The sequence below is a fragment of the Agrobacterium sp. InxBP2 genome, from assembly GCF_026191755.1.
GTDB lineage: Bacteria > Pseudomonadota > Alphaproteobacteria > Rhizobiales > Rhizobiaceae > Agrobacterium > Agrobacterium pusense.
The window spans coordinates 154,444-177,322 of the sequence record NZ_JAINDY010000029.1; the positions used below are offsets into that span (position 1 = coordinate 154,444).

26 protein-coding genes are annotated in these 22,879 nt (G+C 59.2%); 15 read left to right on the plus strand and 11 right to left on the minus strand.

What is annotated here, in order from left to right; genetic code table 11:
• Position 1: 1 nt before the first annotated feature.
• Complete coding sequence (locus K7A42_RS13310) at positions 2-1,291, minus strand: ABC transporter substrate-binding protein (RefSeq protein ID WP_282455379.1); 1,290 nt, start codon at positions 1,289-1,291, stop codon at positions 2-4.
• A gap of 117 nt (positions 1,292-1,408) precedes the next feature.
• On the opposite strand from K7A42_RS13310, the gene K7A42_RS13315 reads away from it, so the two are divergent.
• The 13 genes from K7A42_RS13315 to K7A42_RS13375 all read left to right on the plus strand — a co-directional run bounded on the left by K7A42_RS13315 (position 1,409) and on the right by K7A42_RS13375 (position 10,022).
• A complete protein-coding gene (locus K7A42_RS13315) occupies positions 1,409-2,119 on the plus strand; it encodes a TetR/AcrR family transcriptional regulator (RefSeq protein ID WP_004444938.1) in 711 nt (236 codons plus the stop codon).
• Positions 2,120-2,366: 247 nt separating this feature from the next.
• Positions 2,367-3,509 carry a Gfo/Idh/MocA family protein gene (locus K7A42_RS13320; RefSeq protein WP_022562634.1) on the plus strand — a complete coding sequence of 381 codons (1,143 nt, stop codon included), beginning with the start codon at positions 2,367-2,369 and terminating at the stop codon, positions 3,507-3,509.
• 10 nt (positions 3,510-3,519) lie between these two features.
• Entirely contained in the window at positions 3,520-4,683 is a 1,164-nt protein-coding gene (locus K7A42_RS13325) for a dihydrodipicolinate synthase family protein (protein ID WP_022562635.1), read from the plus strand.
• Between the two features lie 23 nt (positions 4,684-4,706).
• Complete coding sequence (locus K7A42_RS13330; RefSeq protein ID WP_004444942.1) at positions 4,707-5,528, plus strand: sugar phosphate isomerase/epimerase family protein; 822 nt, start codon at positions 4,707-4,709, stop codon at positions 5,526-5,528.
• A gap of 19 nt (positions 5,529-5,547) precedes the next feature.
• Positions 5,548-6,783: a Gfo/Idh/MocA family protein gene (locus K7A42_RS13335; RefSeq protein ID WP_282455380.1), complete on the plus strand. Its 1,236-nt coding sequence runs from the start codon at positions 5,548-5,550 to the stop codon at positions 6,781-6,783.
• Positions 6,784-7,105: 322 nt separating this feature from the next.
• Positions 7,106-7,276, plus strand: coding sequence for a hypothetical protein (locus tag K7A42_RS13340; protein WP_282455381.1), 171 nt, complete (start codon positions 7,106-7,108; stop codon positions 7,274-7,276).
• Positions 7,277-7,537: 261 nt separating this feature from the next.
• Positions 7,538-7,747 carry a cold-shock protein gene (locus tag K7A42_RS13345; protein WP_003508146.1) on the plus strand — a complete coding sequence of 70 codons (210 nt, stop codon included), beginning with the start codon at positions 7,538-7,540 and terminating at the stop codon, positions 7,745-7,747.
• Positions 7,748-7,857: 110 nt separating this feature from the next.
• The gene (locus K7A42_RS13350; RefSeq protein WP_004444954.1) at positions 7,858-8,148 is read left to right on the plus strand and encodes a hypothetical protein; all 291 of its coding nucleotides are present in this window, start codon (positions 7,858-7,860) and stop codon (positions 8,146-8,148) included.
• Positions 8,149-8,176: 28 nt separating this feature from the next.
• On the plus strand, positions 8,177-8,413 hold the full coding sequence (rpsU, locus tag K7A42_RS13355) for a 30S ribosomal protein S21 (RefSeq protein ID WP_006700627.1): 237 nt from the start codon (positions 8,177-8,179) through the stop codon (positions 8,411-8,413).
• Positions 8,414-8,448: 35 nt separating this feature from the next.
• The gene (locus K7A42_RS13360; RefSeq protein WP_004444958.1) at positions 8,449-8,664 is read left to right on the plus strand and encodes a hypothetical protein; all 216 of its coding nucleotides are present in this window, start codon (positions 8,449-8,451) and stop codon (positions 8,662-8,664) included.
• Between the two features lie 43 nt (positions 8,665-8,707).
• Positions 8,708-8,845, plus strand: coding sequence for a hypothetical protein (locus tag K7A42_RS13365; protein ID WP_004444959.1), 138 nt, complete (start codon positions 8,708-8,710; stop codon positions 8,843-8,845).
• Between the two features lie 550 nt (positions 8,846-9,395).
• Positions 9,396-9,683: a hypothetical protein gene (locus K7A42_RS13370; RefSeq protein WP_064263390.1), complete on the plus strand. Its 288-nt coding sequence runs from the start codon at positions 9,396-9,398 to the stop codon at positions 9,681-9,683.
• Between the two features lie 108 nt (positions 9,684-9,791).
• Positions 9,792-10,022, plus strand: coding sequence for a hypothetical protein (locus K7A42_RS13375; RefSeq protein ID WP_125271381.1), 231 nt, complete (start codon positions 9,792-9,794; stop codon positions 10,020-10,022).
• 22 nt (positions 10,023-10,044) lie between these two features.
• Here the strand turns inward: K7A42_RS13375 and K7A42_RS13380 are convergent, their stop codons facing one another.
• Entirely contained in the window at positions 10,045-11,142 is a 1,098-nt protein-coding gene (locus tag K7A42_RS13380) for an acyltransferase family protein (protein WP_282455382.1), read from the minus strand.
• A 300-nt stretch (positions 11,143-11,442) separates the two neighbouring features.
• On the opposite strand from K7A42_RS13380, the gene K7A42_RS13385 reads away from it, so the two are divergent.
• Positions 11,443-11,679 carry an acyl carrier protein gene (locus K7A42_RS13385; RefSeq protein WP_004444965.1) on the plus strand — a complete coding sequence of 79 codons (237 nt, stop codon included), beginning with the start codon at positions 11,443-11,445 and terminating at the stop codon, positions 11,677-11,679.
• A gap of 104 nt (positions 11,680-11,783) precedes the next feature.
• Here the strand turns inward: K7A42_RS13385 and K7A42_RS13390 are convergent, their stop codons facing one another.
• The 6 genes from K7A42_RS13390 to K7A42_RS13415 all read right to left on the minus strand — a co-directional run bounded on the left by K7A42_RS13390 (position 11,784) and on the right by K7A42_RS13415 (position 18,740).
• Positions 11,784-12,878: a glycoside hydrolase family 88/105 protein gene (locus tag K7A42_RS13390; protein ID WP_282455383.1), complete on the minus strand. Its 1,095-nt coding sequence runs from the start codon at positions 12,876-12,878 to the stop codon at positions 11,784-11,786.
• A gap of 8 nt (positions 12,879-12,886) precedes the next feature.
• On the minus strand, positions 12,887-14,440 hold the full coding sequence (locus K7A42_RS13395; protein ID WP_282455384.1) for a glycoside hydrolase family 28 protein: 1,554 nt from the start codon (positions 14,438-14,440) through the stop codon (positions 12,887-12,889).
• 114 nt (positions 14,441-14,554) lie between these two features.
• Positions 14,555-15,823: an ABC transporter substrate-binding protein gene (locus tag K7A42_RS13400; protein WP_282455385.1), complete on the minus strand. Its 1,269-nt coding sequence runs from the start codon at positions 15,821-15,823 to the stop codon at positions 14,555-14,557.
• Between the two features lie 43 nt (positions 15,824-15,866).
• Positions 15,867-16,967, minus strand: coding sequence for an ABC transporter ATP-binding protein (locus tag K7A42_RS13405; protein ID WP_004444973.1), 1,101 nt, complete (start codon positions 16,965-16,967; stop codon positions 15,867-15,869).
• 2 nt (positions 16,968-16,969) lie between these two features.
• Positions 16,970-17,854, minus strand: coding sequence for a carbohydrate ABC transporter permease (locus tag K7A42_RS13410; RefSeq protein WP_006700401.1), 885 nt, complete (start codon positions 17,852-17,854; stop codon positions 16,970-16,972).
• Between the two features lie 4 nt (positions 17,855-17,858).
• Positions 17,859-18,740, minus strand: a complete 882-nt coding sequence (locus tag K7A42_RS13415) for a carbohydrate ABC transporter permease (protein ID WP_282455386.1) — start codon at positions 18,738-18,740, stop codon at positions 17,859-17,861.
• Positions 18,741-18,952: 212 nt separating this feature from the next.
• Here K7A42_RS13415 and K7A42_RS13420 point away from each other — a divergent pair, with 212 nt between their 5' ends.
• A complete protein-coding gene (locus tag K7A42_RS13420) occupies positions 18,953-19,879 on the plus strand; it encodes a helix-turn-helix domain-containing protein (protein WP_004444978.1) in 927 nt (308 codons plus the stop codon).
• Positions 19,880-19,908: 29 nt separating this feature from the next.
• Here the strand turns inward: K7A42_RS13420 and K7A42_RS13425 are convergent, their stop codons facing one another.
• The 3 genes from K7A42_RS13425 to K7A42_RS13435 form a co-directional block, all read right to left on the minus strand.
• Positions 19,909-21,189 (minus strand): TRAP transporter large permease, encoded by a 1,281-nt coding sequence (locus K7A42_RS13425; protein ID WP_004444979.1) that lies wholly within the window; start codon positions 21,187-21,189, stop codon positions 19,909-19,911.
• On the minus strand, positions 21,190-21,711 hold the full coding sequence (locus tag K7A42_RS13430; RefSeq protein WP_022562649.1) for a TRAP transporter small permease: 522 nt from the start codon (positions 21,709-21,711) through the stop codon (positions 21,190-21,192).
• 70 nt (positions 21,712-21,781) lie between these two features.
• Positions 21,782-22,759, minus strand: a complete 978-nt coding sequence (locus K7A42_RS13435; RefSeq protein WP_282455387.1) for a TRAP transporter substrate-binding protein — start codon at positions 22,757-22,759, stop codon at positions 21,782-21,784.
• Positions 22,760-22,879 lie beyond the last annotated feature (120 nt).

The following is a 22,879-nucleotide window of genomic DNA, read 5'->3' on the forward strand; positions in this document are numbered from 1 at the left end:
ATCACTTCCGTTTGATAACGGTTTCGGATTCCTTGACGAGGCGGTCACCGCCTTCTTCCGGGGTGATCTTGCCGAAGCCGACTTCTTCCGCCGTGCGTTTCAGGACAAAGGCGAATTCCCCCGCACCCGGAGGTGGCGCCGGCGGCAGATCGCCGACGCCGGGTGTAATTTCGGCGATATATTCCACCATGCTCTTGCTGACTTCATCGAGTTTCGGGGTCAGCGCGTTGCGCATGGATTCCGACGCCGGAACGCCGCGCTCCACGCCGAGAATATCGATGCCTTCCGGCTCGGCGACGAGGAAATTGATAAACCCGACGGCCTGTTCGATACCGGCACTGCCATTGGCGACGCTGATGAGCATGGAAGGTTTAAGGTAGTGGCCGGAAGGGCCGTCCTTCGTGCTCTTCGGATAGGAGCTGATGGCAAGTTTGGCCTTGTTGAGCTTCTGATACCCGACGAACTGGTTGGAATGGGCAAATGCGGTTGCCGCTTTGCCCGTCGTCAAAGGGTTGGTTTCGATATTGAGCTGGTCGAGCGCCTGCACATCGGCGGGCACGCAGGCACCACTCTTGCGCAGATCCGCCCAGAGCGTGAACCACTTGGTCGCGTCGGTCGGATCGAAGCCGATGCCGCCATCCTGCGTGTAGAGTGACTTGCCGTTCTGGCGCAGCCAGTTTTCAAAGCTCGGCTCCACGCCGCTCGCATCGGCTGTGGCGTAATAACCGGGCTTCGGCTTGTTCTTGCTGAGCTTGGCGGCATTTTCGGCAAACTCCTCCCAGGTCTGGCCGATGGCCGGCGGTGTCGCGCCGGATTTTTCCCAGGCCGCCCTGTCAAAGAAGACGGCGCTGGAATTGACCCCCAGATTGATGCCGTAAAGCTTGCCATCGACCCTGCCGGAATCGATGTTCATCTTGCCGAAATCCTCGATCTTCAAGCCCTTGCCGATGTAATCATCCAGCGGCGCCAGCGCGCTGCGCCGGCCATATTCGAAGATGTAACGATAATCCATCTGGATCAGATCGGGCGCATTGCGGCCCGCCACCTGCGTTGCAAGGCGGGGCCAATAATCGCTCCAGCCGGCGAATTCCCCGGCGATGTCGAGATCGGGCTTCACCTGCTTGTAGGCTGCTATCGCCTTGTTGGTGCGATCGGCACGCTCCTGCGACCCCCACCACAACATGCGAAGGCGCGCGGCCTGCGCCTGCGCCGAACCACCTCCCAATGCTGCAAGCGACAGGGCCGCAAGCCCTGCCGAAAGCACAGTTCTCCTCTGAAGCATCACGGGCATTGGCAACTCCTCCCTATTGACTGCCAATTGATGATGAACGCAAACGACACTTGCCGTTTTATAACTAATTGGTTACATGGGAACACCGATCGCAAACATTGTCAAGCGGGTGCCGAAATGGAAGAAACGACTAAGAACCAGCCGTCCGATCCGGGCCCCGATCCGGCCGTGGAGAAAACGCCGCCGCCAAAGCGCAAACGGGCCACTGCCCAGGTGCGAAACCCGGAAAGAACCCGCGCCGCCATTCTTGAAGCTGCCCGCCGCGAGGTGGCCGCCAAAGGGCTGGCGGGGGCCAGAATCGATGTCGTCGCCCGCCGCGCCGGGACCAACAAGAGGATGATCTACCATTATTTCGGCGACAAGGATGCGCTTTATCTCGCCGTTCTGGAAGACGCCTACCGCCATATCCGCCACACTGAAAGACGGCTTGATCTGGCCCGTAAGGCCCCGTCCGAGGGCTTGCGGGAACTTGCGCTTTTCACCTGGCACTACTTTCTCGACCACCCCGAATTCCTGAGCATCCTCGCCACGGAAAACCTCAATAAAGCCCGGTATCTCAGGCAATCACCGACGATCACGGCGATGCACTCAAATTTCATTTCCGAGCTTGAGGACGTGCTGCGGCGTGGCAGCGACGCCGGCGAATTCCGTGACGGCCTCGACCCGATCGACGTTTATCTGACCATCGCTTCGCTCGGCGCCTTCTACCTGTCGAACAGGTTCACCCTGTCAACGATCTTCCAGCGCGACCTGACAGACCCTGCCGAGCTGGAGCGATGGGGCCAGCACATCGTCGACACGTTGCTTGCTGCAGTGCGGCGGGTCTGAACGCGCCAAGCCGGATTCCTGTTTAACTACAGCGATGACACGCCATTCGCATCCGCGAAGCGCGTCATTTTCTTTTGCGGCGCAGCGAATAACTGCAAGGGCGAGCCTTCAAACCTCATCAATTTCTCCTGTCAAAAAACACCTTGACAGATCGTGTTCTTCGCGATCACAAATAACCAAATGGTTACAAATTACCATGTTTGACGGAAGCGGCCTTGCGGGAAAAGGTCGCCTTGGGAGGAAATTCATGAAACGTATCGGCGTCATCATGCACGGCATCACCGGCCGCATGGGTTACAACCAGCATCTCGTGCGCTCCGTTCTCGCCATTCGCGATCAGGGCGGCGTGCTTTTGAAGAACGGTGAAAGGGTGATGCTCGATCCCATTCTCGTCGGCCGCAACGGCGCGAAGATCGAGGAAATCGCCAAAAAGCATAATGTCGCGCGCTGGACGACCGATATTGATGCCGCTCTCGCCAACCCTGACGACACACTTTTCTTCGACGCTGGCACGACACAGATGCGTGGCAGCCTTTTGGAAAAAGCCATCAAGGCCGGTAAGAACGTATATTGCGAAAAACCGATTTCGGACACGATGGATGAGGCGCTGGCGATTGCCCGCCTGGCCGAAAGTGCGGGCATTAAGCACGGAGTGGTGCAGGACAAGCTGTTCCTGCCCGGCCTTCGCAAGCTCGCCATGCTGCGCGACAGCGGCTTCTTCGGCAAGATTCTCTCCGTGCGGGGCGAGTTCGGTTACTGGGTCTTCGAGGGCGACTGGCAGCCAGCGCAACGCCCCTCATGGAACTACCGCCTGAAGGATGGCGGCGGCATCATTCTCGATATGCTTTGCCACTGGCGTTATGTGCTCGACAATCTGTTCGGACCGGTGAAATCCGTGAGCTGCCTCGGCGCGACGCACATTCCGGAGCGTTTCGATGAACAGGGCAAAGCCTATAAGGCGGATGCGGACGACGCCGCCTACGCCACCTTCGAACTGGAGGGCGGAATTATCGCCCACATCAACTCTTCATGGGCGGTACGGGTGCGCCGTGACGATCTCGTCACCTTCCAGGTGGACGGCACTCACGGCTCGGCCGTCGCTGGCCTGACGAAGTGCTTCACCCAGCACCGCACCAACACGCCGAAGCCGGTATGGAACCCCGACCAGCCGCAGACCATCGACTTCTACAAGACCTGGCAGGAGGTGCCGGACAACGTCATTTATGACAACGGCTTCAAGGCACAGTGGGAAATGTTCATCCGCCACCTCGTCGATAACGACCCGTGGCCTTATGGCCTGATGGAAGGCGTGAAGGGCGTGCAGCTTGCCGAGCTGGGGCTGAAATCATGGAAGGAACGCCGCTGGCTCGACGTTCCCGCCCTTTCCTGAGGAGGCTGACATGAGTGAACTCAAGCTTCCGAAGGACGACCGCAGCATCGAGGTTTACAGATTATCCGGCACGCCGGTCGCGGTTGAAAAACGAAGTGCCGCCGATTTCAACCGCGTCGCTTTCGCAGCCGCCCACGTGGTGGCCGATCCGCTTGCCGACAACGACCCGTGGCTGACCCCCGCGATCGATTGGGACGCGACCTTGCGGTTCCGTCATCGCCTTTGGGACCTCGGCCTCGGGGTCGCGGAAGCGATGGACACGGCTCAGCGCGGCATGGGGCTGGCATGGCCGCAGGCCCAGGAGCTGATCTCCCGTTCGCTCAAGGAAGCCGCCAGCCGCAAGGATGCGCTGATTGCCTGCGGGGTGGGCACCGATCATCTGAACGGCAGCGGTTACGATCTGAACCAGATTGTCCACTCTTACCTCGAACAGCTTGATTTTGTTCAGGGAGAAGGCGGGCGCGTTATCCTGATGGCCAGCCGCGCGCTCGCCGCCGCCGCCCGTTCGCCCGATGATTACCTCAAGACCTACACCAGGGTGCTTTCCCGCGCCGAACAGAAAGTGGTGATCCACTGGCTGGGCGAAATGTTCGACCCGGCGCTCGAGGGCTACTGGGGTTCGGGCGACCATATGACCGCCATGGACACCTGCCTTGCCATGATCGAGGAGAATGCCGACAAGATCGACGGCATCAAGATTTCACTTCTCTCCAAGGAAAAGGAAATTGCCATGCGCCGCCGCCTGCCCGCTGGCGTGCGCATGTATACCGGCGACGATTTCAACTATGCCGAATTGATCGCCGGTGACGAAAAGGGCCATTCGGATGCGCTCCTCGGCATTTTCGATGCCATCGCGCCTGCTGCGTCCAAGGCGCTGGCCAGCCTGAAGCGCGGTGCTGATAATGAATTTTTCGATATTCTGGAGCCGACGGTGGCGCTTTCACGCCACATCTTCAAGGCGCCCACCCGCTTCTACAAGACCGGCGTGGTGTTCCTCGCCTATCTCAACGGATTGCAGGATCATTTCACCATGGTCGGCGGCCAGGAAAGCACCCGTTCCACGCAGCATTTCGCCGAGCTTTTCCGGCTGGCGGACAAGGCCAACGTGCTGGCTGAACCTGACCTGGCGACGCACCGGATGAAGGCATTTCTCGCCGTCCGGGGTATCAGCTGAAGCAGAACGAGGGAGGATAGAACATGAGCCTTGAAGGCCTTTCCATCAATTTCGCGACCGTGCGGCAAGGCGCAAATTTCGGTGCCATCGTGGATGCCTGCCTCGCCCATGGCATCACCACCATCTCACCGTGGCGCGAGCAGGTGAACGGTATCGGCCTTGCGGAGGCCGCCCGCATCGTTGAGCGGAACGGCCTGCGCCTGTCCGGTCATTGCCGCGGCGGTTTTTTCCCGGCTCCTGACGCTGAAGGCCGACGTCTCGCCATCGAGGACAATAAACGCGCCGTCGATGAGGCCGCCGCCATGAAGGCCGACTGCCTTGTGCTTGTCGTGGGCGGCCTGCCCGCCGGTTCGCGCGATCTGAAAGGTGCGCGGCAGATGGTGGAGGACGGCATGGCGGAACTTCTTCCTTATGCGCGGGCTGCCGGCGTGCCGCTCGCCATCGAACCGCTGCATCCTTTCTATGCCGCGGACCGCGCCTGCATCAACACGCTGAAACAATCGCTCGACCTCTGTGACCGGCTGGGTGCCGGCACCGGCGTGGCCATCGATGTCTATCATGTCTGGTGGGACCCGGAGCTGGAGGAGCAGGTGGCGCGGGCCGGCAGGAATGGCCAAATTCTCGCCCATCACATCTGCGACTGGCTGGTGCCGACCACTGACCCGCTCAACGATCGCGGCATGATGGGAGATGGTGTGATTGACCTCAAGGCATTTCGCGCCATGATCGAGGCTGCGGGCTTCCACGGCCCGCAGGAAGTGGAAATCTTTTCGCATCGCTGGCAGGCGCGCCCGGTGGACGAGGTCCTCGCCACCGTGGTTGAGCGTTTCAAGACTGTTTGTTGATAGATCCGGGAGAGACACAATGCCTGAAAGGGTGAAACGCAAACGCTATGCGCTGGTCGGCACCGGCAATCGTGGCACTACCATGTGGGGCCGCGAATTGCTGGCCGGCTGGAGCGACTATGTCGAACTCGTCGGCGTTTGCGACCTGAACCTGATGCGCGCCGAGCGCGCCCGCGCCATGATGGGATCGAGCGCTCCGCTTTACGACGATTTCGACCGGATGATGGAAGAGCAGCGCCCGGAGCTGGTGATCGTCTGCACGCCCGACGATACGCATGACGACATCATCATCCGCGCGCTGGAAGGCGGGGCAGACGTCATCAGCGAAAAGCCGATGACCACCACCCCCGAAAAGATTGACCGGATTCGCGCAGCCGAGGCCAAAAGCGGCCGCCGGGTCGATGTCTCCTTCAATTATCGCTTCTCTCCCACCGCAGCCCGCATCAAGGAACTGATCGACGAAGGCGCCATCGGCACCGTTACCTCGGTGGATTTCCACTGGTATCTCGATAACCAGCACGGCGCGGATTATTTCCGCCGGTGGCACGCCTTCACAGAACATTCCGGCAGCCTGTTCGTGCACAAGGCCACGCACCATTTCGACCTCCTGAACTGGTATCTCGATTCCGATCCGGTGGAGGTGAAGGGCTTCGGGCAATTGCTGCATTATGGCAAGAACGGCCCGTTCCGCGGAACGCGCTGTCGCACCTGTCCGCACAAGAATGAGTGTGATTATTTCATGGACCTCGGCGCCGATCCTTTCCTCGATGCGCTCTACGAGGACCCGTCGAGCATTGACGGATACATGCGTGATGCCTGCGTCTTCCGGGAGGACATCGACATTCCCGATACCATGAGCGCTTCGATCCGTTATGCCAGCGGCGTGCAGGTTTCCTATTCACTCAACACCTATATGCCGATAGAGGGTCACCACATCGCCTTCAACGGCCACAAGGGTCGCATCGAGATGCGCCAATATGAAAAGCAGCCCTGGACGGAGCCGCCGGCCGATGAAATCCTGCTGGTGAAGAGCTTCGGTGGCGGCGTCGAGCACATCTGGGTGCCGCATGAGCCGGGCGGCCATTATGGCGGCGACAACCGCATGCGCGACATGATCTTCAAGCCCGGCTCCAACGACCGGCTGCGGCAGCGGGCTGGTTCGCGCGCTGGCGCCATGTCGGTTCTGACAGGCGTGGCGGCACTGAAAAGTGCGCTGGAAGGCGGCTCCCAGCCGGTGAAATCCCTGCCCCTCTAGCTGCCTCAGCCCGTGGCGCCATCCGCCACGGGCAACCACCAAAAAGAACGGGCGATATTCCGCAGATTACGCACTCCTTCCATACCGATAAATTGATTGCCGGGGGAAGAAAGAGTGAGTCATGTCCAGTTTGCAATCCATCGTTCCGCTCATCATCATCGGCGTCAGCCTCGTCGTATTCTTCAAATGGGTGGGGCGCGACATGAATCGGGAAGAGAAGAAGCCGCGCTCCCGCCGCTGACCGATCACGCCCGCCCGCGCCCTTGCACGGTTACGGAACCTCGTCCTGCCGTCAGCGTTTCCCTGTCAGAAGGAGAACGCCATGACGCAAGAGCAAAAGACGAAAAACGACGACAACAGGGCTTCGAAGGCCAGCGACATTCCTCCTGCAGGTCCGCACGCCAAACCTTCCCTGACCGACCATGAAAAGACACCAGGCGCAGGAAGCCTGCCGGATGGCGACGGCAAGGACGTCACGCCGGGAGCCGGCTGATGACCATTTGTGCCGAAATATCATACATTTATTATATTTCGGCGCATTAACAGTCACTTAGCCCCCGAACCGTCGCGAAATACCTGTTTCTTCACGGTGGTCATTGCAAAATCGAAAATTGAGCTTATATTTGCCTTATCGACCATTGCTTGTGACGTCGTTCTGGAACAGACTGTTCCCCGTCGGATTTCCTCTCAAATAATCGATCTTATCCCGCAAGGTATCGCGGGAACCACAACGATTCTACGAAAGGAAATCGTTATGAACACTGGTACTGTAAAGTGGTTTAACGCCACCAAGGGCTTCGGCTTCATTCAGCCTGACAATGGCGGCACGGACGTTTTCGTCCACATTTCCGCTGTTGAGCGCGCTGGCATGCGTTCTCTGAACGACGGCCAGAAGATCAGCTACGAGATCGTCCAGGACCGTCGGTCCGGAAAGAGCTCTGCCGACAACCTTCAGGCAGCTTGATATTCGTCATTTTGGCACCGCAGACCACGGATGTACTGGCTGCGCTTGCCGATGACTGTGAGAGGTCGGGTTAAAGCCCGGCCTTTTGTTTTTGGGCCATGGAGGTCCTCATGCGTAAAAATTCCTATCATTGCGGTGACACCGTCTTTTTGAAGTCCGGCGTCCTTGGCAATGCACAGCCCGATGGTCCCGGCCGGATTGTGTCAGTCATGCCCGAAGCCCAGGGAACGGTTCGTTACAGGGTGCGTTTCCAGCACGAGAATTTTGAGCGCAGCGTCGCACTCGATGAGATAGATGCATCGATGTCGACGGCCTCGCGGCTAGGCAAAGGCGAAAGCCTCTCGCCACGCGAAACCGGATCAAGCTGGATCAACCTGAACACAATCAAAATCAGAAAGTAGCGGCATTGGCCGCTTAAAGGAGATAGTCTTGCAGGTACTCGTCAGAGACAACAATGTTGAACAGGCCCTTCGCGTCCTGAAAAAGAGAATGCAGCGTGAAGGCATTTTCCGCGAGATGCGCGCCCGCGAATCCTATGAAAAGCCGTCGGAAAAGCGTGTTCGCGAAGAAGCCGAAGCCGTACGCCGCCACCGCAAGCTGGAGAAAAAGAAGATGCAGCGCGAAGGGCTGCTGCCAGCGCCCAAAAAGGCCGCCCGTACCCGGTAAACGCCCTACACCGCACTTCCGCGAAGGAGACTGCCATGGCCGCCACGAAAGAAGTTTTTTTCAAGCCCGGTAAACTGTCCGCTCAGGACAAAGCATCATTGACCGACAGCGCGGCAAAGCAGATCATCAACGCCGAAGCCGACCAGCGCGCCCGCAAGACGGAACGCCTTCGCCAGCTTCGCGAGGCACAGGAAGCGGCGGTTGTCGCCGCCGATCCGGTGCCCGCAAAGAAACGATCCGGTAACAGATAGCGGGCGCTTTCACATCGCCCGGTCAACGCAGGAGGACGACACCATGGCAAAGGGTCAGTTGCGCAGTAACAAGGAAATCCGCAAGCCGAAGAAGGACAAGACGAAAACACCCGCCGCGGCGCCGGCCGGTTCGCAGGTGAAGTTTGCAAACGCCACGACAGCGGATGGCAAGAAGAAGTAGGGCACGGTATCGGCGCGCAGGTCACGACGATAAATTCTCGTCTGGGAGACCGGACTTGTTTTGGCCATATTGCTCTTCTATATATCTCTCATAGCAACTGCTGGTGAGCGCGAATGAAATCGTCGTTCGCAGTTGTTTTAGTCGCTTCAGACTTTTGACCACGGATGTACTGGCACTGGTGTTGAGAGCGATATGAGGAAGGTCGGTGCAATATTGCCCCGGCCTTTTTTGTTGCCGTGAGCAGCCGAAGATAAATATGCACGACTGCCGCCGACTGCGACGGAATTAACTTGCCTATTCCGCCTAATGGGCGCACCCTCCCAATCACTGAAAAGGGCGTTACCGCCGCTTTACGACGGCCGCTGAAGCCCTCGTCCTGCTCATGTCGTTCACCCGCAGGAACGATACGGACCCACACGACATGAATGTCCAAGGCGCGACGCTTTAATGGCACGGCCTGTCGCTCGGATGCACGAAAGCGGCGTCGCATGACGTCCGCAGCGACGCGAGACACCACAGTTTTGGTGAACCCCATAGAAAGGAGGACGTGATGTCTTCCGCATATGAAAATTGCATCATTTCGTCACAGGACCTCAAGATGCTCCAGTCGGTGCTGGCAGACCTCGGTTATGACCGGCACACCATGGACGAGGAGGTCATGCTTTACAACAATGCCGCCCGAAAGGTGATCCAGCTGTTTCAGGGCGGGCTGACCGACCCTGCCGAGCTTTCGAAGGAAATGCGCTTTCTTTTTGGCGTTCATAAACATGAACGCAGTAATTCATGGAAACCGTTGCCACGTTACGCGATCCAGGGGCTGCCGCCTCTCTACCGATAACGGCGCTCTTCCATTCATGACGACGGGAAACCAGGCCTTCAAAATCACCGATGAAAATAACGGCTTGGCAAATGATGTATATCAGGCAACACTGAAATGGATACCTCCGTGCGCCGATCAGGCGGCACGAAGGTGACGGATGGAACATGCGCGCTGAAGGCCGGGACAGGCCTCGACGTCAGCGGGTTTCATACCGGCGAGTTTGCGTCTGCGTGGAGAGAGAGTATGACGTATGACTGGAGCGGCCGCAGAATGCGCCGCATGCGAGCGGCGAAACTGACGATCATCAGCCTTGTGGCCGCCTTTGTGCTGACCGCGCCTATCTTTGCCCACTACTGAATTTCAGGCCCGCTTGTTTCGACTAGACGGGCTGGCGGGTTTCTGCGCGTTTCCGCAGGCGGTTTTTCACCCATTTCTGAACGGGCTGATCGTAACGGACCGTCAGCCACCATGAAATCCACGTCGTGCCGATGAGAAACAGGACGCCGGCTGGCAGGGCGATATTCTGCTGCGTGATGGACGGGATCAAAAACTCCGTCCATGCCAGAAGCGGAATATGCAGGACATAGACGGCGTAAGACGCCGTACCAAGAAACCCCGAAAGTGCACTCACCATGGGGCCCGGCACCGTTCGGCTGGCCACGAACAGCAGCAGCGGCCAGAGGAGCAGGACGATTGCGAGGTCGAAGAAGGGCCGGACTTCGCGTGATACGGGCACGGCAAGGATGACACAGACGAGCACCAGACAGAGCGCGGCCTGGACGGGCCTCAGCTCCGGCACACGGTTGCGGAACCGGTAAACGAGTACACCGGCGAAAAACGAAAAGAATACCCGGCCCATGCCGGCATACATTTCATGCCAACGGAAACCGAGATGCAGCTTTCCAGACGCGGCGGCGGCCACCACCAGTACAATGGCGCTGGCAACAATGACGGCTGCGATCTGTTTCACCGTCGCCCGCACGCCCCAGCGGGCATAGACCACGTTCACCACCAGTTCGTTGAAAAGCGACCACGCCGGGCTGACGAGAAACAGCGCGCCATTGAGGGTCAACGTGAAAGGCGCCGGCAGAAAGAGAAGCCCCGTCACCAGCGCAAAGGCCAGTTCACCGGGATCGATGAGGCGATGCAGATCGTCGATCGGCGTCGGCAGACCCAGTATATAAAGGCAGATGAAATAGGCCACCATCAACGCCAGTGCCAGCACATAAAGCGGATAAAGCCGGGCGAAGCGCGCCTTCATGAAAAAGCCGGGCGTGATAGCCCCGTCACGCAATCTGACGCCATAGGCGTGAGCCAGCACGAAGCCGCTGAGAGCAAAAAACAGATCAACGGCGAGATAGCTCGAGGCCGGATCCCTGCCGAAAAACTGCTCGGCATGGCGATGGACGATAAAGAGCGCAGCCACGCCCCTTATGCCGTCAAGCAAGATGAAGCGTTCCGGGGATGATGGGGCCATGGCGTTGATGCTCAATGAGATAGCGGCAATTGTTCAATGGAAACCAGCTTTACCGCGTCCCGGTTCTCCGCTTCCAGTCACAAACCGTTTAATCTTGCAGTCGCCGCGAATTTTCCGGACATGGGGTCGAGGCCGGCACCCTTTCGCAGCGGAGAAAGGCGTGCTACGTCCGGATGTCATCGATGTTTCGACCCCGGGACACAGCCGTGTTGTTCCTGCAAATGTGTGATTTTGCAAGAACAAGTTCCGGCAATGTCCATGGGGCAGGTTCGGCGACAACCACTCTCGCGGAGCCTTCTCATGCCCACAATTGCCGAACGTATCAGAAAAATCATCGTGGACCAGCTTGGCGCAGACCCTGCCGCCGTCGTGGACGATGCCAGTTTCGCCGACGATCTCGGGGCAGACTCTCTGGAAATAGTTCAGGTGGTCATGGAAATCGAAGAGGAATTCGGGGTGGAGATTCCGGATTCCGCCGCAAATACGATCCTGACCGTCGGCGACGCCATCCGCTTCATCGAAAAAAGCACGGCTTGATGGTGCAGCGCCAGAGGCGGGCCTGATCCGCTGATAGCGCCGCAACCGGGCCAAATTTCGGGGTGTCCCGCTCTAACTAGCCTGCTCATCGAGGTGGTGGCACATCAGACCAGCCGGATGTTTTCGGCAAAGGCCATCATCAGGGGACCCACTCCCTTGGCGTCATCGCTAACCACTGGCTCGGTCAGATAATAGTCCGGCGAGCCGTCGCGATAATTGCCCTCGAAACCACCAAGTCCAGCGACGTGTACGATGCCGGCAAGACGAGTGACACCGTCTTCGCCCGCCAGAAGCCGGGTCTCCAGCAGAGCCGAAAGCGCGCGACGACCTGCGGACAAAGCCGCGCCCGCCGCCTCTCCCTGCAACAGCCCGAGACGGACCGCACGCAGCAGCGCATAGGAGAACATGGCGGAGGCGGATGTCTCCTCGTAATTGCCCGCCAGATCCGGATTATCGAGAACCTGCATCCACAGACCGGTGCCTGTCTGGCGTGCGACGATATCAGCCAGGAGGCGCCGTGTGCTCTGTCGCAATTCACTTGTCCGGCCATCATCCGGCAGTATCGTGAGCGCATCCACCAGCGCCATGGCCAGCCAGCCGACCGCACGGGCCCAGACGGCCGGCGATTTGCCGGTTTGCGGATCGGCCCAGCGCTGGGTGCGGCTTTCATCGTAGCCATGAACATAGAGCCCGCCGGTATCCGCCGTCAGGGCAAGTGCCGTTGAAAACTGCCTCAGCGCGTCGTCGATCAGTTCGGCCCGCCCCGTTGCCTGCGCATATTCAATCTGGAACGGAAGCCCCATATAGAGACCGTCCAGCCAAACCTGATGCGGATAGCGTTTCTTGTGCCAGTAATTGCCGCTGGCGATGCGTGGATGGCTGCGTAGCTGCCCCGCCAGATGGTCCGCGGCAGCGAGATACCTTGGGTCACCCGTTTCTTCCGAAAGGGGAAAGAGGATACGGCCGGCAAGAATATGGTCGATATTATATTCCTGCGGATCGTAACCGGCGAGCGCGCCGTCGGTCGCTATCTGCACATCGGCGAGCCGGTGCAGATGGTCGCTCCAGCGCGCCTCTCCGGTGGCCTCGGACAGCTGCTGCAGGCCGCGGTAGATGCATCCATCCTCATAACACCAGCTGCCGCCCTTGTAATGCCTATAACGACTGCAGAACTGCTCAAAATATTCAGTGGCTTTCATGGATTTTCTCAATCGCGATCTGAAACAGTGGAAATAGAAGCGTCGCTCAGCATGGCAGGATCGTCGCAGACTATATGTGTCTGCTCGACAACAATCGCCTCATGGCGCATGGGACGAACCCGGTCAGCCATGATGGGAGGTGCGGCGATGGCCGATGGATCGCGCGAGACGATGGTGAGATTGCGGATGGCGACATTGCGTATGGGTGCTTCGGGAAGGCCGAGAAAGACGCCCGCAGCATGGGCGAGATTGCGTATTTCGACATCTTCCACGATAATTCCATCGATGAATGGCGTGCCCTTGTCGATCGGCGCCGGCTGCCGCGACTGTACCCGTTCGTCATGTCCATCAGCATCGCAATGATAGTGTGCATTGGCGGAAAGCGCGGTTTGCACGCCGTCCAGCAGCACCCGGCGCATGGCGATATTGCTGACGATGCCGCCCCGTCCGCGCAGCGTCTTGAGGCGCAGGCCGCGATCCGTGCCGACCATGTCGCAATCCTCCACAGACACGTCATGCACGCCGCCGGACATTTCCGAGCCGATCACCAGCCCGCCATGGCCGCGCTCCATCAGACAATGGCGCACAAGAATGCCACGGGTTTCCGCGAGATGATCGTCCTCGCCATCCGGGCCGCGCTTTCCTGCCTTTACGGCGATGCAATCGTCTCCGACCGAAAAACGAACGCCCGATATCGTGACGTTGCGGCAGCTTTCAGGATTGAAACCATCGGTGTTCGGGCTGTCATGCGGCGCGTTGATGGTGAGGCCGGCAGCGATCAAGTCTTCGCAGCCCTGCGGATGGATTGTCCATGAGGCGGCGTTTTTTATCGTAAAGCCGAGAAGCTGGATTTTGCGGCAGGAAACGAGATGCAGGCCGCGCGGCCGCCGCGCGCCGTCGCGGGTTTCTTTTGGCCAGCTCCACCAGTCACCCCTGTCGCCCGAACCATTGAGAACGCCCGTGCCCTCGATGATGAGATTATCTGTCCCGATGGCGTGAACCGGCGCGGCGAAACAGGCATCCGGAAGGCCTTCCCAGCTTCCGAGCATATGGCCCGCATCATCGCGTGCCGGCAGGATCGGCCACCCTTTACGGCTCGAAGGGGCGCGCAGCACGGCTCCCTCGGCAAGATGGAAGGTCATGTTGCTTTTGAGGCGGACAGGGAAGGACGTCCAGAGACCGGCCGCAAGCCGCAATGTGCCGCCATGCGGCACCGTAGCCACCGCCCTTTCCAGCGCCTCGGCATTGGCACGCGCGCCCTCTTCATCATCGAGCGCGACATCCGGCGCCAGGGAGAACGCCGCAGCCTCAACAAGCCCGGCGCAAGGGCTGGTTCTGAACTCCAGCGCTCCGAACCCCTCGGCCTCGAACAGATAGCCGGTATCCGGTAAGAGATCATGCAGCAGCGTCACCACGGTCGCAGTTTCGCCGCGCCGCTCGTCGCCTTCCGTCGACGACAAACGCCACTCCGTCCTCGCCGGAAGGAAATGGCGAGCGCCGGGTGCGGCGAGGCAAAGCGCTGCCGTTCGCGCTGAAGACGCGATGATAAGGGGTTCGTTCATGTTCATTTCCCGTCTTTCGTCCCTATCCGGCCAGGCCCTGGCGGACATGCCTCGCATGTTCCGGCAGCCGGTCAGTGAGCCCGCCGCCACGGACGCGGCGGCGGGAGATTGCCGTCAATCGAACTTCGCCAGAACATCATTGGTGGAATCGATGATCTGCTCGGCCGCCTCCTCCGCCGTCAGCTGGCCATAGGCATATTCTTCCAGCGTATCGATGAAGGCCGAGCGGATTTCCGGATGTTCGTTGAAGGGCGATACCACCGGCCCGGATGCGGCCATGACGATGGCATTGGCGGCTCGCACTTCCGGCTCGCCCTTGTCGCCCAGACGTGCAGCCGCAGCCTTGGATGCCGGCAAACCACGCGAGGTGCCGAGTGCGTCGATACCCTCAGGCTCGTTCAGCAGGCAGTTCAGTATCTGCGCCGCTGCTTCCGGGTTCTTCGAGTTTTTAGAGATCGAGAACACCATTGAAGGCTTGCGATAGACCCCCTCGGTCACCGCGTCTGCAAGCTTCAGCATCGGCACGGGTTTCAGAACCTGCCCCTGCTTCAGGGGATCGGCATATTTTGAATAGGTCGAATCCCATTCATAGGAGCCGGCAATGCGGCCTTCAGACCAGGACGGCTTTTCATAAAGATTGACATTGCCATCGGCCGCTTCCTCTTTCTGGGAGCGGATGGATCCGGTTTCGACCAGCTTGCCGACAAAGGAAATGCCCTCGGCCAGTTCCTCCGGCGTCCAGGCCACGCGGTTGGTCTTGGGATCGACCAGATCCTTGCCGGTTTTCTGCACAACGGCCAGCGTCACCAGAAGCTGGGCGGTCTCCTTGACGGCGTTGAAGGTATAATAGTCCTTACCGAGCTTTTCCTTGATGGTCTTCGTCGCCGCGAAGAACTCATCCCAGGTCTTCGGAATTTCGATACCCGCCTTTTCGAAGGTCGTGGCATTGAAGAAGAAGACGCGGCCGGTGGTGGAAACGGAAAGCCCTTGCAGCACGCCGTTCATCGACCCCGCCTCCAGATCGCTCTCGGCCCATTGGGAAAGATCGAGCGGCTTCAGCTGGCGCAGATCGGCAAAACCTTCGCCATTCTTGGAAAACAGCGGCAGCCACGGCCAGTTGACCTGAACGATATCAGCTTCCGTCTTGCCCGCCATCTGGGTGGTGAGCTTTTCGAGATAACCGTCGAAACCGGTGAACTCGCCCTTGATCGTGTGGCCGTATTTCTCGCCACAGGCGGCAATCGCTTTCTGGGTGGCGACATGGCGGCTCTCGCCGCCCCACCATGACATGCGCAGTTCCGCGGCACCTGCCGCAGGAGCGGTCGCCATCGCCACATAAGCGGCACCGGCAAGCATCACCATCATTCTGGTCATCATCTTCATTGTTCTTCTCCTCCTCGAAAAATCAGGCACGCCCGTCCGCTCCTCACAGCGAAACGTTGCGCCCATCGGCCTTGTCGAAAATATGCAGCTTCTCCGGGTCCGGCTTCAGGCGCAGAAGACCATCGCGGCCGAGCACCTCGAATTCCGCCGCGCCGACGACGCTGACGACCTTCTGGCCGCCGAGATCGGCGTGCAGATAGACCTCGTGGCCCATGAATTCCGCATTGGTGAGTTTCGCCTGCAGCGCCGGACCATCGGTCGCCTCCGCCAATGAGAAATGCTGCGGACGGATGCCGATGACGGCGTCCGTGGGTCTCGCCGATAGTCGCTGTTCCAGATGCGCGCCGATCGGCAGGCGCTGACCGGCGATCACGAATTCAGTACCCTCGATTGCCACATCCACGAGGTTCATTTCCGGCGTGCCTATGAAGCCGGCGACGAAGAGATTGGCGGGATGGTTGTAAAGCTCCTTCGGCGTCGCGACCTGCATGATGCGACCTGCCTGCATGACGCAGATGCGGTCACCCATGGTCATGGCCTCCGTCTGGTCATGGGTGACGTAGATCACAGTCGATGACAGGCCTTCCGCTTTCAACTGGCGGTGCAGATCGGTAATGCGAACCCGCATCGAAGCACGAAGCTTGGCGTCGAGATTGGACAGCGGCTCATCGAACAAAAACACACCCGGTTTCTTGATGAGCGCACGGCCGAGCGCCACACGCTGCGCCTGCCCGCCGGAAAGCTGCTTCGGCAGACGGTCGAGCAGCGGCTCGATCTCCAGGATGCGCGCGACATTGTCGATGGCCTTCTCGATCTCCGGCTTGGCGACACCGGCGATCTTCAGGCCGAAGGCGAGATTGCCGCGCACCTTCATATGCGGATAAAGCGCATAGTTCTGGAACACCATGGCAATGGAGCGCTTGCCAGGCGGCAGGTCGTTGACGCGCTGATCGCCGATCAGGATTTCACCGCCGGTGATTTCCTCCAGCCCCGCCACCATGCGCAGCGTCGTGGATTTGGCGCAGCCCGAAGGGCCGACGAACACCATGAACTCGCCATCCTCGACGTCGAGATTGATGCCGTGCACCGCCTTGAAGCTGCCGCCATAGACTTTTTCGAGATTTTTAAGTTGAACGCTTGCCATTTTCAGCCCTTGACCCCGCCAGACGAGATCCCTTCAATGAAATACCGTTGCGCCGCGAAGAACACGATCAGCGCAGGCGCGATCGTCAGCACCGACATCGCCAGGATGCGGTTCCATTCAAAGGCTTCGGTGGTGTCGATGGAGAGTTTGAGCGCCAGGCTCACCGGATATTTGTCGACCGAGGACAGGTAGATCAGCGGCCCGAGAAAGTCGTTCATCGTCCACATGAACTGGAACAGGCAGACCGAGATCAGCGCCGGCGCCAGCATCGGTACGACGATGTACACCAGTGTCTGCAGGCTGTTGGCGCCGTCCACCCGGGCGGCCTCTTCCATGTCCGAGGGCAGCGAGCGCAGAAACTGCACCAGCATGAAGACAAAGAAGGCATCACCGGCGAAAGCCGAGGGCACCCAGAGCGGCAGGAAACTGTCCAGCCAGCCGAGATCGCGAAACAGGATATATTGCGGAATGCGGGTGACGACATTGGGCAGCAGCAGAATGGCGATGACCGAGCCGAACAGGATCTTCTTCAGCGGAAAATCGAAGCGGGCAAAGGCATAGGCCGCCATGGTGCAGGAAATCGCCGTGCCGATGACCTTCGGCATGATGATCAGGAACGAATTCCAGAAGAACCGGCCGAAGGTGTAGGGCGTCGAGGTTTCCCAGCCGCGGATATAGCCATCCAGCGTCGGGTTTTCCGGGATGAAACCGGCACCGGAGAAGATTTCCGAATTGGTCTTGAAGCTTGCGCCCACCAGCCAGATCAGCGGATAAAGCATGACGAGTCCGACAGCGAAGAGAAGCACGTAGCGGACCGAGGTGGAAAGCAGCCTGAGCCGCGCCCGGCGGGCCGCCTGCATGTCGTTTAGGGTTGCGATATCGGTCATGGCATCAGTTCCGCTTGTCGCCGGCGTAATAGACCCACTTCTTCGAGGACCAGAAGGCCACGAGGGTCAGCGCGGTGATGATGGTGAAGAGCACCCAGGCGATTGCGGAGGCATAGCCCATGTTGAACTTCTTGAAGGCCTCGTCGTAGATGTAAAGAGGCAGGAGATAGGTGGACTTCAGCGGCCCGCCCTGGGTGATGATGTAAGGACCGTTGAACTCCTGGAATGCCTGCACCATCTGCATGATGAGGTTGAAAAAGATCACCGGCGTCAGAAGCGGCAGGGTGATGAAGAAGAAGGTCCTCACCTTGCCGGCACCATCGATGGCGGCCGCTTCGTAAAGCGATTTGTCGATGGATTGCAGGGCCGCAAGGAAGATCACCATGGCCGAGCCGAACTGCCAGCAGCGCAGCAGCGTGATGGTGAAAAGCGCATTGCCCGGATCTCCGAACCAGTCCACCGGCGACAGCCCCACGGCGGCAAGCGCCATATTGGCAAGGCCTTCGCTGGCGAAGATATAGCGCCACAGAACCGCAATCGCGATCGAGCCGCCGAGGATGGACGGCACGTAAAAGGCGGTGCGGAAAAAGTTGATGAATTGCAGCTTGTAATTGAGTATTGCCGCGATGAACAGCGCAAAGGCAAGCTTCAGCGGCACCGTCAGAAACACGTAGAACAGGGTGACGTTCAGGGATTTCATGAAGGTGCGGTCGCGGGTGAACAGCCGCTCGTAATTGGCAAGCCCTGCCCAGCTGGGATCGCTCATCAAGTCGTAACGGGTGAAACTGAGGTAGAGCGAGCCAAGGAACGGAATGGCCGTGAAGACCAAAAGCCCGATGATGTAAGGCATCAGATATCCCAGCCCCAGGAAGCGCTGAGATTTCATGATGCTCCTCCCCGCGTCCCGGCGGAACGCGACTGACAGAATACAATTTCGTACAAGTGATTCTCCCGGAACGGCCAGCGGCAGGCGCAATAAAGCGTATTTCCTAGCCGCGACCGATCTCCTCCCTCATTGATACGGCGCGTAAAAGCAATTTATGCGGTGACAAAACCAAATTTCAGCGCCAAGGTGAATTAACAAAGACGAGGAAAAAGATGGACGAAATCGAAGGTGGCATTCTGTCATCCGTTCCGCCTGCGGCGCTCAACCTCAACCTGACGCGCGCGACGATCAAAATGGAGCATTCGCGCACCTGGCAGATCGACAAATCCAATCCAGTGGACGATCTCATCATCTGCCTGGAGGGGCGCGGGCACTATCTCGTTGATGGCGAAGCAAGGGTACTGGAGCCCGGTGACGCCATGCTTATTTTCCGAGGGCAACGCTTTGTCGGGTGGAACGAGCAGGCAGTCACCTATCGCGGCGTGGCGCAGCATTTCACGCTCGATATTTACGGCCGCCACAACCTGATCGCGCAGATGGACCTGAAACCGAAACTGCGGCTGAGCCGCTGGTCGCTTCTGGAGCCGCTGGTGCGCCACTACCGGCAGAGCGCGCCTCCTTCCTCCGTCACTCTGGGTCAACATCATCTCTTCATGGTGCTTCTGATCGCCTTCATCGATGACGCGTTTCTGGGTTGGGTCGACCGCCCGAGTTTTCAGCCGGAGGGTACGGAAGGCCTCGACCTTGCGGTGATGAAGGCGATCACGATGATTTCCGCCAATCCGTTGGACCCCGACATTGCCGGGCGGGCCACCGATGCGGCGCCCTATAATCGCGATTATTTCCTGCGGGAATTCCAGAAGCGGGTGGGACGGACGCCGCGCAAATATCAGGAGTTCAAACGCATGGAACGCGCCATGCATTTTCTTGAGGCCGGACTTTCGGTCTCGGCAGCGGCGGCCGAGGTGGGTTATGGCGACCCCTATTATTTCTCGCGCATGTTCAAGCGGACATTGGGATTAAGCCCGCGTGACCATATGAACCGGATACGCCGCAGCCGGCACGGCAACCTGATGGCATTTGACGAGCATGAGCAGCAAAGGCTGCTTGCCGACGAAACGGAAAAGGCCCCGGCATAACGGGGCCTCCTCGTCTGAAAGCGCTGGAATTACCGGAACAGTGACGGCAACCACAGGGACAGCGACGGAATATAGGTGACAGCAAGCAGCACTGCGATGCTGGCGCCGAAGAACGGCCAGATCGTCCGCATTGCCTCCCGTATCGATATGCCGCCCACCGCGCAGCCGACGAAGAGCACCGTTCCGACGGGCGGCGTGTTGAGGCCGATACCGGCGTTCAGGATCATCACCACACCAAAGTGCACGGGGTCGATGCCGAACGCCTTCACGACGGGCAGAAGCACCGGCGTGGAAATGATGACCATCGGCGCCATGTCCATGAAGGTGCCGAGCAACAGCAGGATGATGTTGATGACAAGCAGCACGATGATCGGATTGTCCGAAATCGCACTGATTGCCGCGATCATCAATGTCTGGACCTGCAGGAAGGCCATCAGCCAGCCGAAGGATGCCGCCGTGCCGATGACCAGCAGAACCATGGCCGTGGTACGAACCGCCCCCATCACCGCTTCCACGAAGCCGTCCCAGTTGAGTTCGCGATAGACCAGCATGGCGACAAGGAAGGCATAGAGCACGGCGATGCAGGAACTCTCGGTCGCGGTGAAGATGCCCGAACGCACGCCGCCGAAAATGATGCCGATCAGCAGGATGCCGGGGAAAGACGCCAGCAAATAATACATCAGCTTCGAGAAACCGGGGAAAGGCTCAGACGGATAGCCCTTGCGCCGGGCGACGATATAGGCCGTCACCATCAGCGCTGCTGCAAGCAACAGGCCCGGAATGATACCGGCGGTGAAGAGATCGGCCACAGAGACATTGCCGCCCGCCGCGATCGAATAGAGGATCATGTTGTGCGAGGGCGGGATCATCAGCGCGATAATGGCGGCATTGACGGTGACATTGACGGCATAATCCCTGTCATAGCCGCGCTTGGCCATTTGCGGGATCATGAGCCCGCCGACGGCGGAAGCATCGGCGACGGCCGAGCCGGAAATGCCGCCGAACAGTGTCGAGGCCACAATATTGACCTGTCCGAGGCCGCCGCGCAGATGCCCGACCAGACCGGCGGCAAACCGGATGAGGCGATGGGCGATGCCGCCGCGCACCATGAGGTCGCCAGCGAAGATGAAGAACGGTATCGCCATCATCGCGAAGACATTCATGCCGGAATTCATCTGCTGGAACACCACGATGGGTGGCAGGCCGAGATAAAGAACCGTGGCGAAGGACGCGATGCCGAGGCAGAACGCGATCGGCGTTCCGATCAGCATCAGCAGGGTGAACACCCCGAAGAGAATGGTGTAAGCCATTTATGCGGCCTCCTGCACGATCACGTCTGCAGCGATTTCCTCGCCGATGGAAAGATCGACGAAACGTTCGGCAGCAAACAGCGCGATAAGGAAACCGCCGCCGATCAGCGGAAAGAAATCCGTCCCGCCCGGCCAGCCGAGAACAGGGATCGTCGCCGTCCATGTCCCCATGGCAAGCGAGGTGCCATACCAGGCCATGCCGGCACCGAAGAAAAAGATCAGCGCAAGGCTTGTCAGGTCCATGCCCTTCTGCACGCGCGGCGGCATCATGTAGCGCAGAATATCGAGCCCCAGATGCACGCTCTCGCGCACGCCGACGGCGGCGCCAAGCATGATGAACCACGACATGAGATGCAGCGACAGCGGCTCAGACCAGCTGGGTGAATCGTTGAGAATGTACCGCGCAAAGACCTGCCAGCCGACGATAAGCGTCATGGCGATCATGCCGATACCGGCAATATAAAGCGACGCGTGGCTGAGCGCGCCGAGAAAAGGGCGGATGGCCCGCATGAAGTGTCGCATTGTCTGTTCCTCCCGCATCAACGGCGACAAAAGAAAACCGGCCCTGTTTCCAAGGCCGGTTTCCCACGCGTTACTTGACCGCTTTCACCCGTTCCAGAAGGTCCTTCATCTTCGGATCGGTGACGAACTTGTCGTAGACCGGCCCCATCGCGGCAGCGAATTCCTCCTTGTTGACCTTGATGACATTGACCCCGCCAGCCCGGACCTTTTCTTCCGATGCCTTTTCGCGGGCGCTCCACAGTTCGCGCATCTTGCCGACCGAATCCTTGGCCGCCTGGCGCAGCAGCGTCTGGTCTTCCGGGGAGAGCTTGTCCCAGGAGATCTTCGAAATGACGAGGATTTCCGGGTTCAGAGAATGTTCGGTCAGAGAATAGTTCTTTGCCACCTCATAATGACGGGCGGATTCGTAGGATGGCCAGTTGTTTTCGGCACCATCGACAACACCGGTTTCCAGTGAGGAATAAACCTCGCCCATCGGCATCGGCGTCGGGTTGGCGCCGAAGGCCTGCATCATCGAAATCCACAGGTCCGACTGCTGCACGCGGATTTTAAGCCCTTTCAGATCCGCCAGTTTTTCGATGGGCTTTTTGGTGGTGTAGAAGGATCGGGCGCCGGAATCGTAAAAGGCGAGACCGACGAGACCGTGCGGTTCGAAGGCAGCCAGAACCTCATCACCAATCGGACCGTCGACCGTATTGTGCATGTGCTCCGTCGAGCGGAACAGGAAAGGCAGACCAAGAACGGTGGTTTCCTTGACCAGATTGTTGAAAGGCGCGGCATTGACGCGGTTCATGTCGATGACGCCGAAGCGGGTCTGCTCGATGGTGTCCTTTTCGCCGCCAAGAACGGAATTGTTCATGACCTGTATCTTGATACGGCCATTGGTCCGCTCGGCCAGAAGCTCGCCCATATATTTCACGGCTTCGACCGTGGGATAACCGTCCGGATGAATATCGGCCGAACGCAGGGTGATTTCCTGCGCCATGGCGGAAACGCCTGACAGCGCGATCCCCATCGCGACGCACATCATGCTTGCAATCTTTTTCATGCTTTCCTCCTCCATTGTTGACACGGTCCAGCCCCTCCAAGGCTAACGGACCGATTTTTGACGCCCGTCCGGGCCGGCATGCAAAGACCTTTCATGTGAAAAGGATGATGGGGCCTCCCT

Coding starts and splice junctions, on each gene's coding strand:
- K7A42_RS13370 (WP_064263390.1), top strand. CDS start 9,396: ATGTCTTCCGCATATGAAAATTGCATCATTTCGTCACAGGACCTCAAG.
- K7A42_RS13390 (WP_282455383.1), bottom strand. CDS start 12,878: ATGAAAGCCACTGAATATTTTGAGCAGTTCTGCAGTCGTTATAGGCAT.
- K7A42_RS13325 (WP_022562635.1), top strand. CDS start 3,520: ATGAGTGAACTCAAGCTTCCGAAGGACGACCGCAGCATCGAGGTTTAC.
- K7A42_RS13415 (WP_282455386.1), bottom strand. CDS start 18,740: ATGAAATCTCAGCGCTTCCTGGGGCTGGGATATCTGATGCCTTACATC.
- K7A42_RS13405 (WP_004444973.1), bottom strand. CDS start 16,967: ATGGCAAGCGTTCAACTTAAAAATCTCGAAAAAGTCTATGGCGGCAGC.
- K7A42_RS13385 (WP_004444965.1), top strand. CDS start 11,443: ATGCCCACAATTGCCGAACGTATCAGAAAAATCATCGTGGACCAGCTT.
- K7A42_RS13430 (WP_022562649.1), bottom strand. CDS start 21,711: ATGCGACACTTCATGCGGGCCATCCGCCCTTTTCTCGGCGCGCTCAGC.
- K7A42_RS13340 (WP_282455381.1), top strand. CDS start 7,106: ATGACGCAAGAGCAAAAGACGAAAAACGACGACAACAGGGCTTCGAAG.
- K7A42_RS13400 (WP_282455385.1), bottom strand. CDS start 15,823: ATGAAGATGATGACCAGAATGATGGTGATGCTTGCCGGTGCCGCTTAT.
- K7A42_RS13410 (WP_006700401.1), bottom strand. CDS start 17,854: ATGACCGATATCGCAACCCTAAACGACATGCAGGCGGCCCGCCGGGCG.
- K7A42_RS13310 (WP_282455379.1), bottom strand. CDS start 1,291: ATGCCCGTGATGCTTCAGAGGAGAACTGTGCTTTCGGCAGGGCTTGCG.
- K7A42_RS13320 (WP_022562634.1), top strand. CDS start 2,367: ATGAAACGTATCGGCGTCATCATGCACGGCATCACCGGCCGCATGGGT.
- K7A42_RS13425 (WP_004444979.1), bottom strand. CDS start 21,189: ATGGCTTACACCATTCTCTTCGGGGTGTTCACCCTGCTGATGCTGATC.
- K7A42_RS13420 (WP_004444978.1), top strand. CDS start 18,953: ATGGACGAAATCGAAGGTGGCATTCTGTCATCCGTTCCGCCTGCGGCG.
- K7A42_RS13395 (WP_282455384.1), bottom strand. CDS start 14,440: ATGAACGAACCCCTTATCATCGCGTCTTCAGCGCGAACGGCAGCGCTT.
- K7A42_RS13350 (WP_004444954.1), top strand. CDS start 7,858: ATGCGTAAAAATTCCTATCATTGCGGTGACACCGTCTTTTTGAAGTCC.
- K7A42_RS13330 (WP_004444942.1), top strand. CDS start 4,707: ATGAGCCTTGAAGGCCTTTCCATCAATTTCGCGACCGTGCGGCAAGGC.
- K7A42_RS13360 (WP_004444958.1), top strand. CDS start 8,449: ATGGCCGCCACGAAAGAAGTTTTTTTCAAGCCCGGTAAACTGTCCGCT.
- K7A42_RS13435 (WP_282455387.1), bottom strand. CDS start 22,759: ATGAAAAAGATTGCAAGCATGATGTGCGTCGCGATGGGGATCGCGCTG.
- K7A42_RS13365 (WP_004444959.1), top strand. CDS start 8,708: ATGGCAAAGGGTCAGTTGCGCAGTAACAAGGAAATCCGCAAGCCGAAG.
- K7A42_RS13380 (WP_282455382.1), bottom strand. CDS start 11,142: ATGGCCCCATCATCCCCGGAACGCTTCATCTTGCTTGACGGCATAAGG.
- K7A42_RS13335 (WP_282455380.1), top strand. CDS start 5,548: ATGCCTGAAAGGGTGAAACGCAAACGCTATGCGCTGGTCGGCACCGGC.
- K7A42_RS13315 (WP_004444938.1), top strand. CDS start 1,409: ATGGAAGAAACGACTAAGAACCAGCCGTCCGATCCGGGCCCCGATCCG.
- K7A42_RS13345 (WP_003508146.1), top strand. CDS start 7,538: ATGAACACTGGTACTGTAAAGTGGTTTAACGCCACCAAGGGCTTCGGC.